Origin of the sequence: Marinobacter sp. MA (assembly GCF_048298425.1) — a bacterium.
GTDB classification, from domain to species: domain Bacteria; phylum Pseudomonadota; class Gammaproteobacteria; order Pseudomonadales; family Oleiphilaceae; genus Marinobacter; species Marinobacter salsuginis.
The window spans coordinates 1,070,375-1,082,646 of the sequence record NZ_CP103058.1; the positions used below are offsets into that span (position 1 = coordinate 1,070,375).

Sequence of the window (12,272 nt, forward strand, 5' to 3'; positions counted from 1 at the left end):
TGCTGTGCCCTCCGGGGCGATTTTTTGGTTTCAGGCGTGGATGAGTTCAAGGAAGCGCTCGCGGGCGCGGCGCTGATTGATGGCACGCTGGGCGAGACCCTTGATCTCTTCGCAGCGAGCCTCGAGGGAGCGCTTTGCAGCGCCCGCATCCGGGTAAGCCGGGTAGGTCACCGGCGAAACGTCGAGCAACCGGCTGAAGCGATGGATGGTCCGAACGATCAGGCCGTCTTCGTCTTCCATCCATTCGTCACCGTCAGGCGCAACCCGAAACGCAAAGCTCGATCCGGTGATGTCACCCCGGGTCAACGGAGCCAACACCAGGTCCCGAACGGACTGGGTATCCGGCGGATTGATGTCGTAACGCAAGCCCTCAGCGTCAACCGAAAGCTCCAGAGTGCCGCTGCGGGTTCGCCCCAGAACAAAATTGGGGTCGTGGTTGAACAGTGCTCGAACATCGTCGTTGAGCACGTCATCGAAGGCGCCCGGGGCGATCTCCTCTTTGAACATGCCCAGGATCATTTCACTGCGCTTATTGAAGACCGCACCATGCCCGACGATGCGGGCCGGCTGTCCTTCCTCGGTTTCTTCGGCACGCACCTCACACAGAAGGGCGCGCTTCTCGACTTCGCTCATGAGGTGGATTCCTCGTCATCGTTGGGGGTGTCGGATTGATTCAGGGCGCTCAGGGGCTGCGCGTTCACGCTGACCAGCATCTGGTCCAGGCCGTCCCGGGGATTCATGTCCTCGAGCACTCGGGCTTCGTTGCGATCCATCCAGCCGTCGTTGATCGCGGCGTGATAGAACTCGGCTCGTTCTTTCGCGGTACCGCGCAGCAGGCCGGCGAGGTTGAACTTGCAGTAGTAGCCAGCGGCACGCTCAGCGCGGGTGAATACCCGGCGGTTAATCTCCTGCTCCCAGTTCACAACCCAGGGCATCATGGTGTGCCGAACAAACTGGATGGCCTGTTCACTGATATTGGAGAAGGTGGCCTTGTCGAGGTCGTTGATCATGTGCGCCGGCACGTTAAAGATGCCGGCAACCTCGGAGCGGTTCAGCTTCCGGGTTTCCAGGAACTGCGCATCCTCGGGCGGAATGGTAATCGACTTGTAGTCGAGATCCGCCGGGAGCATCAGCGTCTTGTTCTCGCTGGCCTTCAGTTTCGAGACAGCGTTGTTCCAGGCGGTTTTTAGGCGCTCCCAGCTGTCCTTCTGAAGCGAGTTTTTCACCGTGACCAGGCCGGTAGGGCGTCCACCACCGGTGAAGAAGTCCTTGCCGTATCTCTGAGCCGCTAGCCCCAGGCCAATGGTTTCGGCGTGTTGCCGGATCAGGCTTTTACCGGTCCGGCCATCGGAGCCCAGGGCCCGAACGTGAATCATGTCCTCGAGGGCGACGGCGCGGCTGCCTTCGTCTTCCTCGGTAACGGCGTAGAGCCAGCGGTTTCCGTTCTTGACCAGCTGTGTTTCCCAGGGCCGCCGGGTGACAAGCTCGCGAAGTTCCCCGCTCGGGCTTCGCACGGTCTGGGTATAGCCGTTGCCCCAGCCCAGGACGTGGCTCTGTTTGGTTTCCCGCCACTTGTAGCTGGTCTGCCACTCATTGGGCTCATCGTGAAGCAGCCAATAAGCCGGGTGATCCTTGGCCGCCTCGATGTTGTCGCCCTTTTTCCGCATCACGTGAAGCGGCAGCTGGCCGATGGACGAGGACAGAACGTACATGCAGGAGTAGACCGCCGAGAGAGTCAGGGCGGACTGGTTGTCCACTTGGATACCGATGTTTGTATCGAAGTACTCCGCCAGGTTCTGGCCGGTCAGCGGTGTATTCGGATCCTCAAGTGACCGGGATTCCGGGGCGAACAGGGACTCAAGCATTACTTCTTACCTCCGCCAGCTTTGCGCTTGGAGGCGCGGGCAGCTGCCAGGGCCATAACGAACATCAGTCCGCCAGCAGCGATAAGGGCATCAGCCAGGCCGAATCTGAGATACAGGCCATAGGTCATCGCCCCGAAACCGGCAAGGCCCAGGGTGTCGATCAGATAAGTGCGCATTTACATCACCAGGATGTCGTCGTCAGAAAGGGTATCCAGTACGCTTTCGCCTACTTGGGCGTTCGCCAGTGCGCGGCCTATGGCCATGATGAGAGCCACCGCGCCGTCGATCTTGTTGTGATCGCCTTGCTTGATGGGACGGACCACGTCGTCATTGCCAGGCAGGTATTTGCCAACCACGTTACCGACACACCAGGTCATGATCGGATTGCCGTCATGGTGGAACCGGCCGGAGACGATCGCGGCCTCCAACTCCTTCATGCCGTCCGACATGTTGGTGTAGTTCTGAACCATGGTGATCGGGTTCAGGCCTTCGTCGTCCAGCTGGTGCGAAAGGTTCGCGGCGCCGTGCGGGTCAATGGGCGACTCTTGCGCCGGCGTTTCCAGGTTGGCTTCCTTGGCGCATTCCAGGATTTCCCGGTAGTCCACCTCACTGCCGTCTGTGGCATCCAGGTGCTTGGACTCAATCCAGCCCTGGTATCGCTCGCCGAGCCGGCGGTCTTCATTGTCGAACGCGGTGTCTTCCGGTACCCAGAACTTCGGCCCGACGCAGTAGTAGTGAGTCTTGCCATCTACCTGGCGGCTGAACAGCCGGGCCATGCTGTTCATGTCCAGCTTGCGGGCCAAGTCGAAAGCCAGAATGCAGTCCTCGCCTCGGAACTGGTCGATGGTCAGTGACTGGTCTTCACATTTCTTCCAGTCCTCCATGTTGAAGTACCCCTCTTTCGAGGAGACCCAGACATTGAGGTGTTTGGTTTTGTACTTGTTCGCCAACCTGGCCCGGGCAACCGCCTTGTCCCTCTGGCTTTTGAGGTAGTCGAGCTTTACCGAAACCCCGGCGTTTGGGTTGGCCTTGAGAATGGCCTCGTCGGTAGTCCAGTCGTCTTTCGCATCGATGGTGTAGATGATGGCGAACAGCTCGTCATCCTGGCTGGTGCCTTCCAGCATCTCGATGGCGCGTTCCCGCATCTCATAGCAGGGCCCGGCGATATCGAAACCGGCGGTGGTTATTACCCACAGCAACGGCTGCGATCGGGCGCCCATGCCAGTGATCATCGTGTCGTAGAGGCGCGAGTCAGGATGTTCGTGATACTCGTCGATGATCGACATCGAGGGGCTGGAGCCGTCACCCGGATCACCGATCACCGGCTCGAAGACGCTTCCATCGCCCCGTTCGAGTTTCTTTGCCCAGGGCACGATGCCAAACCGGTTGCGCAGGTTTGGCAGTTTTTTTGCCATCTTCAGGGCAGGGCGGAAAACCTCCCAGGCCTGTTTCTCGCTGGTGGCACCGCAATAGACCTCGGCGCCATATTCTTTATCTGCACAGAAGGCGTACAACCCGGCGCCGGCCACCTTGATGGACTTGCCGTTCTTCCTGGGGACCTCTTCGTAGACTTCCCGGAACCGGCGGAGCTTGTCCTTCTTCCGGATCCACCCAAACACCATCGAGAAGCTGAACAGCTGCCAGGGCTCGAGGATTATTCGCTGGTTGCCTCTGGCCCATTCGCCCTTGGTGTGGGGCAGGAGCTGGACAAACCTGCAGGCTCTTTCCGCCAGGTCCCGGTCGAACCGGTACGGATAGCTCTTTGCTTTTGCTGCCTTCAGGTCATTCAGGTGTCGGGCACAAGCTGCCTTGACGTAGCTGCAGGCGACGATCCGGCCACCTACCACATCGCGGGCGTACTTCTGCGCCGCGTTCACATTGGGGTAGGCGCTCATAGGTTAGAACTCGTCGAATTCGTTGCCCTCGTTTTTGCCGTCGTCATTTGCTCCGCCACCGCCGAGCATTCTCATACGGGTAAGCGGATCCAGCCCGAGCAGTGAGCCCAGCCTCGAAAGTTGCTGCACTGACTTGTCGCGGACGTTCACAACCGGGTGCATCTTCTCGCTGCCATCAGCGGTCGGAAGCGTTAATCCCTCGTTGGCAATCCGGATCTCGGCATCCAGCATCAGTTGCCAGGCGTTGCAGTAGGCTTGAAGCAGTGGGGCGTCTTCGACTTCGAAGCTGCCGCGATCGATCAGCACCTTCGATTGTTGTTTCCAGATTCTCCGGGCCGCATCACCCATCAATTCTTCGGGAGGATTGATCCGGGTGATCGAGCTTTTCTGAGTGCCAACCGACTTCCGTTTTCGGCCTCCGCCGGAGGCGCGAACTGGAGCGTTGTTGTTCAACCAGGACCTCCGGAAAAAGTTTCGTTATTTCTCACGCATAAAAAAACGATTGAGGGCGCGGTGTCCGCTGGACAGGGCTGTAGAGATTTACCCACCCCCGGGTCGTCAGTCGCCTCGCGCTCGCGCCCTCAAGGCCTCCCGCTGGGTCTTGGCCTGATGACAGGGGTGGCAGGTGGCCTCAAGGTTGCTGGCAACCGTGGCGCCTCCCTCAGCCTCTGGGACGATGTGGTCAACCTCAGTCGCTGGTGTCGCTTTCTGATCTCTCTTGCATGGCTGACAGAGGTATCGATCACGCTCAAGCACCTGATCTCGAAGCCGGCGCCATGGTCTGCCTCCTCTGCCTCTGCCTGCTCTGCCTCGAGTCCAGCTCTTCGCCTGGTCAGCGTGAGCCTCGCAGTAGCCGTGTTTCTCCCTGGTAGTCATCCGGCACAGCTTGTCCCGGCAGGGCTTAGCGGTACGCTGTGGCATCAGTCGAGTGTGCTGCCGTCGAGGTAAGTGGTCGACTCCCTCTCCTCGTCATCCATTACCTCGGCCTCAGCCATCGCCTGAACCAGTGCGGCATTGCTGCTGGCCAGGCGATTGATGGCGTCAATCTGCTGGCGGATAGCTTCGATGAGCTCGGCAGTCTGTTCTTCGTTCACTTAGATGCCTCTTCGATTGGCCGGTCGTTCCATGCCCTGACGTCATCCTTATCGCCCTCGCACGCGGTAGCCACCTTCTTCAGCTGTTCAGCCCACACTGGGCACCAGTCAATCCGCCGAGGTGGCGCCGGAAGTATCCGCGGTACCAGGTAATCCTGAGGGACCTGCTCTTTCACGTACTCGGTTCGGGTCAGCCACTGTGCCGGACCGCATCCGCTCATAAACAGCGTCAGGCCACACATACTCAGGACCAGAGCAAGGCGCATCTCTAACCAACTCCTTCAGCTCGGCCTCGGTCTGGGCCAGCTGTTCGTTAAGGTTTCGCTCTCGCTCTGAACGGATCAGGGCTTGCTGATCCCTCCAACGGATATCCGCCTGGAGTTGAGCGATCTGGGAAAGATTCTGTTCGTTGGTGACCTTCGCCTGAGCCATCGCCTGCGAGAGGTGTGCGTTCTCTTCAAGCAGCTGCTGGCGGTCGTACCACAGCCACCAGAAGGAGAGCCCAGCAACGCCCAACAGTGAGATGATCACTGGAATCGCGTAAGCAGAGAGCTTGGCTTTCAATGTGTCCAGAATCATTGCTTCACCTTGCCTGCCCAGGCGTCAGTGATGTTGTTTCCGAAGTAGCTGATGATCAGGGTCGCGCTGATGCCGTAGGACCAGCCGATAACCACGCCCATCGTCTCGATGATCCCGGGCCGGTTGTACTCAAGGGCAATCCATAGACCGGTCTGGATCAAAGCCCACCACATCCCGGCGTAGTAGCCGCGCCGGCGGTGCTTCCACCAGCGATTCGGATCTGGGTGGTTGTCAGTTGCGTCCATATTGGCTTTCAAGGAGGCGGTCGAGCTTCTCATTCATGCGGCGGATATCGACTCTGAGCTCGTCATAAGTCTTCTGGGTTCGGGCCTGATCGTTGACTCGCGCCTCTTGAAGCATGCGCACAGAGCTCTCAACCAAGGCGATCCGTTCATCCTGCTTGGATTGGTCCCGAGAGATAGAAACCGCCAGCCCGACAACCGTGATTAGTACGGCTATGGGGATACCCTTGTCGATATGCCATCCTCTACGATCGCTCACTTCAGCCACCGACAACCTCGCCAGTCCGCATGATTTCCGACAACTCAACGGCTCTCACGCCTACCTGGCGGGCCCACTTCGAACTCAGCATTTCCTCGGATGCGGACTCCCAGTCACGACGCCCAATGGCAGCCCACATATTTTTGAAGCCCATGAGCCCGGCAAAGCCCAGATTGAAAGCCATGTTCGCGATCACTGCCTGGCGGACAGCGTTAAGATCACGGTATTCGTCGACCGTCTCCAGCTGGCGCTCGACCTGGTCGATATCATTGTCGAGCATGAAATCAGCCTCATCACGGCTGATACCCACGTCTTCCAGGTTGCGACCATAGCCGATAGTCAGCTTGCCCACGGTGTCACGATAGGGCTTCAGGCGAAGGCCTTCATGGCGCTCAAGCTGTGATCTGAGTAGTTGGCGATTCATAGGCATAAAAAAGCCCGCTCAGTGGCGGGCAGATCTGGAGTTGGAGTAATCGGCGCACAAAAAAACCGCCAGCTCCATGGGGAGGACGGTTTCGTTTGAGGTCAGTTTGACCAGCTACCAAATAGTGTATCTGCTGGACCCCTGAAGTCAACATCTAGTATCAAGCGGCTGCAGATTCCCGAAATCCAAGCATCCACTCCAGCTGGCCATAGCCCTTGGTGACCCTCCGCTGGAACACCTTCACAGAGCAACCCAGAAGCTGAGCACAGGCGGAGTCGTTCCAGTGGATCTCGTAGCGCTTCTCAGTAAACGGATCGATGGCGACCTTGGTCCGTCCACGATAGAAGCGATCGACACAAAGGGCGTCTACCTGTTTTGGTGCCCTGCTGGCCATGCGGCTTAACCGGTCGTAGGCCCTGGCGAATTCTTCGGGCATCTGGCGAAGGCGGATCTTCTCCAGCTTGTCCGCCAGCATGCAGAAGCCATTGAAACCCGAGCCGGAAGGCGGCTTGCCTTCGAACTCCGCCCACATGCCCATAATGCTCCGGCCCTGGTGCGCCAGCTGGTCAATCGTGTCGAGCCCCTGCAGGTACGCAATGAATCGGTCTACTTCCCGCTGGGCTGCTTCCCGGGCCCGGCGATGTTCGTGCGTCTTTCGATTTTGCTCTGCCATCACTCAAATCTCCGAATCGCGCTTTCTTCCGGAGCTTCCCGCCAGCCCTCATCCTGATGCGGAAAGCAACGACGAACATCACAGGTTTCAGGCAGAACGGCCCAAGCCGTGTAAAAGTCTTTACCGTAGGAACTCCCAGCAAACTGCCTGAACTCGATAAAATCACCATCCTCAAAGTCCGCAATAGCAACGTGATAACCGTCGCAGGGGTTGAAAAGCAGAAAGTCTCTATCCTCGAAGGCCTTTCCCGGCTCCTGGTTGTTGCTGTGAAAGGTCAACCCAAATGCCGATGTGATTGTCTTCATGCCGCCCCCTTAACTTCGATGTGGCCCTTCTCAATCAGCCGATCCTGAGTCCTCACAACACCTTCCAGGTGCCAGAGATCCCGCGTGGCCCTAGAATACCCCTGAGTGGCATACCCACCATCCAGCCAGCGATGACATGCTGAGCAGGCATAGGCCGCCTTGTGGTCTTCATTCTTTCCACCAACGCCACCGCCATTCAGGTGAGCGAGGACTGTGGTGTCTGGGTTTCGATTACAAACCCCAGGGACTCTAACCAGGCAAGACTCACCTTTGGCGCTGTCCCGGATCTTGCTCCGCTTCGGTCTGGTGGCTTTCACTTGAGCCCGGAACTTCAGGCCACTCTTTGATTTCAGCGATGTCTTGGTTTTCAGCGGCGTTTTTCGAGTCAGCATGTCAGTCCCCGTGGTACCGTGATCCGCCAGCGCCGTAGCCCCGGCCGTTGCTCTCTGCCCTCATGGCCGCCAGCTGTCGCCTGACTTCTACCAGCTCCTGGTTGCGCTCACTCAGCCGGATTCGGAGCTGAATAATCAGGTCCGGCATTGGCAGGCTTTCGCCAGTCTCCTTACAAACGACACCGGACGCTTCGCAGCGATCGCAGGGCATCTCGTAGAACATCGGCTTCACGAAACCACCCCCATGGCATTTTGGGCAGGGCTTGAGCGGTCGCTTCTCCTGATTGAATGCCGGGCCAGATCGCTTCTTCACGCAGCCCTCCCGTTTTCACCAATGATAAAAGTGCCGTACTTCTCCAGCCTCGAAAGCGCACCTGCACATTCCTGACCGAAGGCGAATAGAACTGTGCCTGCACCTGATCGGCTTTTTTTGTGGGCATTTTCATGCCCTGGGACGAAATCAATCCGGCCAGACATAAATAGCATTGCATCAGCCGCCTGGAGACATTCCTGGCACCAGGCCGCATCTGTCCTACTGAAAACAAGGGCAATACCGTTGCCGTGGTCAATCATTCGGCGAATCCAGTAACCGGTGTCTCGACCATAGGGAGGGTTCAGCCAAACTCTACCGGTCCACTCTCTGCTCAAGCCATCATCGAAGATAGTGAACTTCCTGGAAGCCGGTACGAAAGTCTCGTAGTCGTGAGGACTGGCCGGATCCAGATCGAATCTGATGCCGAGCTCGTCGAAAATCCACTTTGGCGTGTACCACTCGACGCTCTTATAGCCAGAATTCGGCTTGACGTGTGAAAACATTCCGCTCACGCAGCGGCCCTCCGCTTCTTCCTCTGAATGCGTGGATCCTCCCAACCGACCAAATCCAGTTCGATATCGATCGCCTCCGGGCTTACCTGGTAATGACGGGACAGATAGGACTTCGTAAGTTTCGGCAGCTGCTGATCAATGCGGGCCTTCTCTGCGGCACACTGGCGGATCAGCGCCTGGTCTTCGTCATCAAGGGCAACAACGGGCATATGCTCCCGGACCTTCCTGATAGTGAATGAGCTGCAGCCAAACTTGACGCCTAGAAGCTTGTCGGAGAGCTCCTCGGACTGGGCTCGCAGATCGGCGCCGTGCATGTAGTCTTTTGCCGCCTGGCGAGCTCTCATCTTGGAAAGGTGGTTGCCGCTCAATGCAAACCTCCAATGCGCTTGGTCTTATCGTCAACCGCCAGCTCCAGGAACTGCTCGGTTCTCTCGTTGTGGATCTTCACGACACCTTGGTCACCGCCACCCTGATACACCAGTCGGGCCTTTTCCTTGTCGCCTACCAGCGCTGGCTGCTCTTTCGAGCGTCCACGAATGAATTCCGATTGCTGGCTGTTCTCGTGTTCACAGGTGCCTATAAGCTTGCGGGGGAAACTATCTGGCGGAGTGACCGTGAATCCCTGGTAAAGCTTGAGGAAGTTGTTCCGGACAAACGGGTATTCCTTATCGTCAGTGAGGGCGATCTTCTGCCAGCCGCCGAGGCGCTCGATCGCAGCGTGGATCTTCGGGTCATCGAAAACCACGGACCGGTAGTTGCCGACGCAGCGGATGGCAAAATCAACTTTCGCCCAGGCCTCACCGCTGGCGGACTGGCTGCTTCCCTGCAGCAACCGGACGATATCAGCAGGTTTGGGCGGATACTGGCCCGTATCTGGGTTGGTGATGTGCCGCGAGAGTGCGTGCTCAATGTCAGCCAACGAGAACGCGATGAGCGACTGGAATACCATGTAAACCACCCTCGGCTCGGGGGTTCTGCCATAGATCTCGTGAGCCTGTGCCCACATATCGCCAAATGCCTCGAGGTCATTGGTGTTCATAGGTCACTCCTTGGTGGCTGTTCGAGCGCTGTTCGTGGATGCGGCGGAGTTCGGCGGCCCGATCGATACCGGCCTGCTGCGGGGCTTTCCGGCGCTCTGATCTCCGCTGCATAGCAACCTGCGGCCACTTGTCGCGAAGCTTGTCGGGGGACTGGACGTGTGAGGCCCAGAATTTCTCGTGACGGATAGCCCAGTCCCACAGAATCCGAATGTGGCGGTGCTCCCGGCCATCCTGCTCTCGCATCAGCCGGATCGTGTTGGCCCAGCGTGAGAATTTCGGTTCTCGTGGCTTGTCCTCACCCAGCTGTTCGGCCAGTGCATCCCACATCCACATCGCAAGATCGAGATCGTCTTGTGTTCCCCAGAATCGGCCGTTCTCGATGGCGGCATCAGGCCTTGAGGGCTGGCTCTGCTCGGTGGGTTGGTCTTGTTGGTCCTGGACTTGGTGGATGTCCGGCCGGTCAGGCCCGGACGTCTTTTCTGCCGTAGTCTCTGAGGTAGTCTCTGAAGTAATCTCTGTAATAGATTGGCTGTTTCCGCCTTCACAGTCTGGCGGGTTCGTGCATTCTTGTATGGCGCTTTCCGCCATACTGGTTGCACCATCTGTACATTCTTGATTGGCGGATTCCGCCATTCTGGAGGACAGCGCTTTTAGCGCGGTTTCCAGCGCATCGACGTTCACCCGGAAGTACAGCTTTGCTGGAACGCCTTTCCGGACCTCTTCCAGAAAGCCAGCCTTTTCCAAGCGCTTTCTGGCTGTCTCCTGCTCCCGGCGTGTCATGCCAGTTTCGGCCTCCCAGTCGGACTGGGACTTGTAGAACCAGCCGTCTTTGTTGGACGTCCTGCCATGCCAGTAGATGCACTGGGAGAGCATCAGAGCGCCAGTGATGCCGACGCCAAGGTCGACGAATGCTCTCTGGAAGGCGATCGGCCTGTCGAATAGTTCAATACCGCTCACGCCACATTCTCCTGGTCATCGAACAGGACGTGGCTGTAATGGCCATCCCAGTCCTTTCGCATTTCAAGCCGCCCCTGCTCATATTGGGCATAGAGCCACTTGGCGCCCTTCTGGGTGAGCACCACCTTTTCACAGGGCCGATCGTCTCGGTTCAGATAGCGCCGCTCGGTAAACAGCTTGTCCCGGTAGGCGGCCGCACTACGGTAGCCGTGGGGAGTTCGTAGCAGTCTCTTGCGCTCAACCAGGACTGGCTGCACACGGTTCAGGTTGACGCCATTGAGCATCCGGCAGAATTCCACCGGTGTGAGGCCAGACTTGAGGTTCTCGGCGAGGTCGTTGCAAACAGCGTTCAGGCGGTTGGTTTCGCCCTTGTAGTGATCAACCTGGGAACTGAGGTCCTCGAGGGCGATCCGGGCTTCTTTGGTCAGGTTTCGAGCCCAGGAGGGAAGGGCAGCCTGCTCTTCCAGGAACTGCCAACGATCCACGACTGCAGCAGTGAACTCTGGAGAGAGACGGGCAACCAGAACGAGAGAGTCCCGCTTGTTGAAGCGATACTCCTGGTAGATGTTGCCGCGGTGCTCGTAGTCTGACCCCTCCAATGGAGAGGTTAAAATGTGATCAGCCGCCAAGCGCTCAGCCGAGCGCTTCACATTGTCATGACGGCTTCCAGTAAGCTCCGCGATCTCGCGACTGCTCATGGTTGGCGTGTTGTTGCCACTCAATATCAGATCAGCCATAATCATTACCTCTTCAAGATTGCCCGCCGAGGCTTTGCCGAGCCGTTTGAGGCGGGTTTTTTTCAGGCCTCTGGCCCTTTCCCCGTAATCACCACCCGAATCTCTCCATCCGGCCTGACGATCTCGTCTCGTTTCAGAAATGGATGTGTCCGGAAGTGGCAGTCATCGATCTTCAATGCGTCCGCCAGCCCATCACGGCCTGACTTGAACGCGGCAATAATGTTGTCGTCGTCCCGGGCCCGCCGATTGGGCGGATGGAAGTCCAGGAACACATGAATCTCTCCGCCAGCTTCGACCAGCTCCCGCAGAGGAGTGAGATCCCACTTGCCAGCCTGGATGGTCTCCAGCGAAATCATCTTGCAGGTGTACCGGTACACTTCCGCAGCGCGGGCTTTCTTCGCCCAATGACCCCGGGAGTTCGGACTCAGGGCCTTGTGCGGCCAGGGAAGTTTGATTTCGAGTTTCTCTGGCATTGCCTGCTCCGTCTGCGTAATTCGAAAACCGTCTTAACGTGACATGTCACGTTTTCGCGTAGTGACTCTGGGCATTCCGCCAGCCTGGCCTTTCTCTCTTCCCGATCGGCGCCGGCGGTCACGTAGGCGTTCCACTCGCCGAGCGATTTCATGTTTACCTCCGTGTTGTCTGGTAGCAGGCGAGGGAGTCGAACCCTCCGATATCCGGGTTATGAGCCCAGCGAGACACCGTTTCTCCATGCCTGCATAGCTAGCGGGTTATCCGGTACCGCCGCCGTATGCCTTTTGAAGGGAGGCTACCCAGACCCCCTACCGGTGGGAGCCACAAGTTCGCAACTGTCATTGCGGTTGATGCGTCGGCCGGGAAACTCCCAACCCCTTACGCATCTGTGAAATGCCCTCGCTTGGCAGACCCGCTTTCAACGGCAAGGACACTCCCAGATGCGTCCCGGTTACCCTCGTCCGGGGACACGTCAACCACCTACCAAAGGTGATACTTTTGTGCCGGGTGC

The 12,272-nt window shown here is 58.2% G+C and carries 21 protein-coding genes and 1 tRNA gene; all 22 read right to left on the reverse strand.

What is annotated here, in order from left to right; translation table 11 throughout:
• Positions 1-30 precede the first annotated feature (30 nt).
• Positions 31-633 (reverse strand): HK97 family phage prohead protease, encoded by a 603-nt coding sequence (locus NUW46_RS04920; protein ID WP_418141520.1) that lies wholly within the window; start codon positions 631-633, stop codon positions 31-33.
• A complete protein-coding gene (locus NUW46_RS04925) occupies positions 630-1,865 on the reverse strand; it encodes a phage portal protein (protein ID WP_418141521.1) in 1,236 nt (411 codons plus the stop codon). The genes NUW46_RS04920 and NUW46_RS04925 overlap by 4 nt, the downstream gene beginning before the upstream one ends.
• Complete coding sequence (locus tag NUW46_RS04930) at positions 1,865-2,041, reverse strand: hypothetical protein (RefSeq protein ID WP_418141522.1); 177 nt, start codon at positions 2,039-2,041, stop codon at positions 1,865-1,867. The genes NUW46_RS04925 and NUW46_RS04930 overlap by 1 nt, the downstream gene beginning before the upstream one ends.
• Positions 2,042-3,760, reverse strand: a complete 1,719-nt coding sequence (locus NUW46_RS04935; RefSeq protein WP_418141523.1) for a terminase large subunit — start codon at positions 3,758-3,760, stop codon at positions 2,042-2,044. It abuts the gene before it with no gap.
• Between the two features lie 3 nt (positions 3,761-3,763).
• A complete protein-coding gene (locus NUW46_RS04940; protein ID WP_418141524.1) occupies positions 3,764-4,213 on the reverse strand; it encodes a phage terminase small subunit P27 family in 450 nt (149 codons plus the stop codon).
• A 105-nt stretch (positions 4,214-4,318) separates the two neighbouring features.
• Positions 4,319-4,681, reverse strand: coding sequence for an HNH endonuclease (locus NUW46_RS04945; RefSeq protein ID WP_418141525.1), 363 nt, complete (start codon positions 4,679-4,681; stop codon positions 4,319-4,321).
• Entirely contained in the window at positions 4,681-4,854 is a 174-nt protein-coding gene (locus NUW46_RS04950; RefSeq protein WP_418141526.1) for a hypothetical protein, read from the reverse strand. The genes NUW46_RS04945 and NUW46_RS04950 overlap by 1 nt, the downstream gene beginning before the upstream one ends.
• Before the next feature lie 108 nt (positions 4,855-4,962).
• A complete protein-coding gene (locus NUW46_RS04955; RefSeq protein ID WP_418141527.1) occupies positions 4,963-5,433 on the reverse strand; it encodes a hypothetical protein in 471 nt (156 codons plus the stop codon).
• Entirely contained in the window at positions 5,430-5,678 is a 249-nt protein-coding gene (locus tag NUW46_RS04960; RefSeq protein WP_405418684.1) for a hypothetical protein, read from the reverse strand. The genes NUW46_RS04955 and NUW46_RS04960 overlap by 4 nt, the downstream gene beginning before the upstream one ends.
• Positions 5,665-5,934, reverse strand: a complete 270-nt coding sequence (locus NUW46_RS04965; RefSeq protein ID WP_405418685.1) for a hypothetical protein — start codon at positions 5,932-5,934, stop codon at positions 5,665-5,667. The genes NUW46_RS04960 and NUW46_RS04965 overlap by 14 nt, the downstream gene beginning before the upstream one ends.
• A 1-nt stretch (position 5,935) precedes the next feature.
• Entirely contained in the window at positions 5,936-6,364 is a 429-nt protein-coding gene (locus tag NUW46_RS04970; protein ID WP_418141528.1) for a glycoside hydrolase family protein, read from the reverse strand.
• 154 nt (positions 6,365-6,518) lie between these two features.
• On the reverse strand, positions 6,519-7,031 hold the full coding sequence (locus NUW46_RS04975; RefSeq protein ID WP_418141529.1) for a hypothetical protein: 513 nt from the start codon (positions 7,029-7,031) through the stop codon (positions 6,519-6,521).
• Positions 7,031-7,336 carry a hypothetical protein gene (locus tag NUW46_RS04980; protein ID WP_418141530.1) on the reverse strand — a complete coding sequence of 102 codons (306 nt, stop codon included), beginning with the start codon at positions 7,334-7,336 and terminating at the stop codon, positions 7,031-7,033. The genes NUW46_RS04975 and NUW46_RS04980 overlap by 1 nt, the downstream gene beginning before the upstream one ends.
• Positions 7,333-7,728, reverse strand: coding sequence for a nuclease domain-containing protein (locus NUW46_RS04985; protein ID WP_418141532.1), 396 nt, complete (start codon positions 7,726-7,728; stop codon positions 7,333-7,335). The genes NUW46_RS04980 and NUW46_RS04985 overlap by 4 nt, the downstream gene beginning before the upstream one ends.
• A 1-nt stretch (position 7,729) precedes the next feature.
• On the reverse strand, positions 7,730-8,041 hold the full coding sequence (locus tag NUW46_RS04990) for a hypothetical protein (RefSeq protein WP_418141533.1): 312 nt from the start codon (positions 8,039-8,041) through the stop codon (positions 7,730-7,732).
• A complete protein-coding gene (locus tag NUW46_RS04995; protein WP_418142011.1) occupies positions 8,038-8,544 on the reverse strand; it encodes a DNA N-6-adenine-methyltransferase in 507 nt (168 codons plus the stop codon). The genes NUW46_RS04990 and NUW46_RS04995 overlap by 4 nt, the downstream gene beginning before the upstream one ends.
• A 5-nt stretch (positions 8,545-8,549) precedes the next feature.
• Positions 8,550-8,921 (reverse strand): hypothetical protein, encoded by a 372-nt coding sequence (locus NUW46_RS05000; RefSeq protein WP_418141534.1) that lies wholly within the window; start codon positions 8,919-8,921, stop codon positions 8,550-8,552.
• Positions 8,918-9,592 carry a DUF6475 domain-containing protein gene (locus NUW46_RS05005; RefSeq protein WP_418141535.1) on the reverse strand — a complete coding sequence of 225 codons (675 nt, stop codon included), beginning with the start codon at positions 9,590-9,592 and terminating at the stop codon, positions 8,918-8,920. The genes NUW46_RS05000 and NUW46_RS05005 overlap by 4 nt, the downstream gene beginning before the upstream one ends.
• Positions 9,579-10,550 (reverse strand): replication protein O, encoded by a 972-nt coding sequence (locus tag NUW46_RS05010; protein WP_418141536.1) that lies wholly within the window; start codon positions 10,548-10,550, stop codon positions 9,579-9,581. Before NUW46_RS05010 ends, NUW46_RS05005 begins: the two co-directional genes overlap by 14 nt.
• Positions 10,547-11,287 carry a Rha family transcriptional regulator gene (locus tag NUW46_RS05015; protein WP_418141537.1) on the reverse strand — a complete coding sequence of 247 codons (741 nt, stop codon included), beginning with the start codon at positions 11,285-11,287 and terminating at the stop codon, positions 10,547-10,549. The genes NUW46_RS05010 and NUW46_RS05015 overlap by 4 nt, the downstream gene beginning before the upstream one ends.
• A gap of 62 nt (positions 11,288-11,349) precedes the next feature.
• Complete coding sequence (locus tag NUW46_RS05020) at positions 11,350-11,760, reverse strand: hypothetical protein (RefSeq protein ID WP_219495984.1); 411 nt, start codon at positions 11,758-11,760, stop codon at positions 11,350-11,352.
• Between the two features lie 174 nt (positions 11,761-11,934).
• Positions 11,935-12,006: transfer RNA gene (locus tag NUW46_RS05025), tRNA-Met, on the reverse strand.
• Positions 12,007-12,272: the final 266 nt, after the last annotated feature.

Bases quoted from the DNA above. Each gene is read 5' to 3' on its own strand.
- NUW46_RS04920 (WP_418141520.1), bottom strand. From the start codon at position 633: ATGAGCGAAGTCGAGAAGCGCGCCCTTCTGTGTGAGGTGCGTGCCGAA.
- NUW46_RS04925 (WP_418141521.1), bottom strand. From the start codon at position 1,865: ATGCTTGAGTCCCTGTTCGCCCCGGAATCCCGGTCACTTGAGGATCCG.
- NUW46_RS04930 (WP_418141522.1), bottom strand. From the start codon at position 2,041: ATGCGCACTTATCTGATCGACACCCTGGGCCTTGCCGGTTTCGGGGCG.
- NUW46_RS04935 (WP_418141523.1), bottom strand. From the start codon at position 3,760: ATGAGCGCCTACCCCAATGTGAACGCGGCGCAGAAGTACGCCCGCGAT.
- NUW46_RS04945 (WP_418141525.1), bottom strand. From the start codon at position 4,681: ATGCCACAGCGTACCGCTAAGCCCTGCCGGGACAAGCTGTGCCGGATG.
- NUW46_RS04955 (WP_418141527.1), bottom strand. From the start codon at position 5,433: ATGATTCTGGACACATTGAAAGCCAAGCTCTCTGCTTACGCGATTCCA.
- NUW46_RS04960 (WP_405418684.1), bottom strand. From the start codon at position 5,678: ATGGACGCAACTGACAACCACCCAGATCCGAATCGCTGGTGGAAGCAC.
- NUW46_RS04970 (WP_418141528.1), bottom strand. From the start codon at position 6,364: ATGCCTATGAATCGCCAACTACTCAGATCACAGCTTGAGCGCCATGAA.
- NUW46_RS04975 (WP_418141529.1), bottom strand. From the start codon at position 7,031: ATGGCAGAGCAAAATCGAAAGACGCACGAACATCGCCGGGCCCGGGAA.
- NUW46_RS04980 (WP_418141530.1), bottom strand. From the start codon at position 7,336: ATGAAGACAATCACATCGGCATTTGGGTTGACCTTTCACAGCAACAAC.
- NUW46_RS04985 (WP_418141532.1), bottom strand. From the start codon at position 7,728: ATGCTGACTCGAAAAACGCCGCTGAAAACCAAGACATCGCTGAAATCA.
- NUW46_RS04995 (WP_418142011.1), bottom strand. From the start codon at position 8,544: ATGTTTTCACACGTCAAGCCGAATTCTGGCTATAAGAGCGTCGAGTGG.
- NUW46_RS05005 (WP_418141535.1), bottom strand. From the start codon at position 9,592: ATGAACACCAATGACCTCGAGGCATTTGGCGATATGTGGGCACAGGCT.
- NUW46_RS05015 (WP_418141537.1), bottom strand. From the start codon at position 11,287: ATGGCTGATCTGATATTGAGTGGCAACAACACGCCAACCATGAGCAGT.
- NUW46_RS05020 (WP_219495984.1), bottom strand. From the start codon at position 11,760: ATGCCAGAGAAACTCGAAATCAAACTTCCCTGGCCGCACAAGGCCCTG.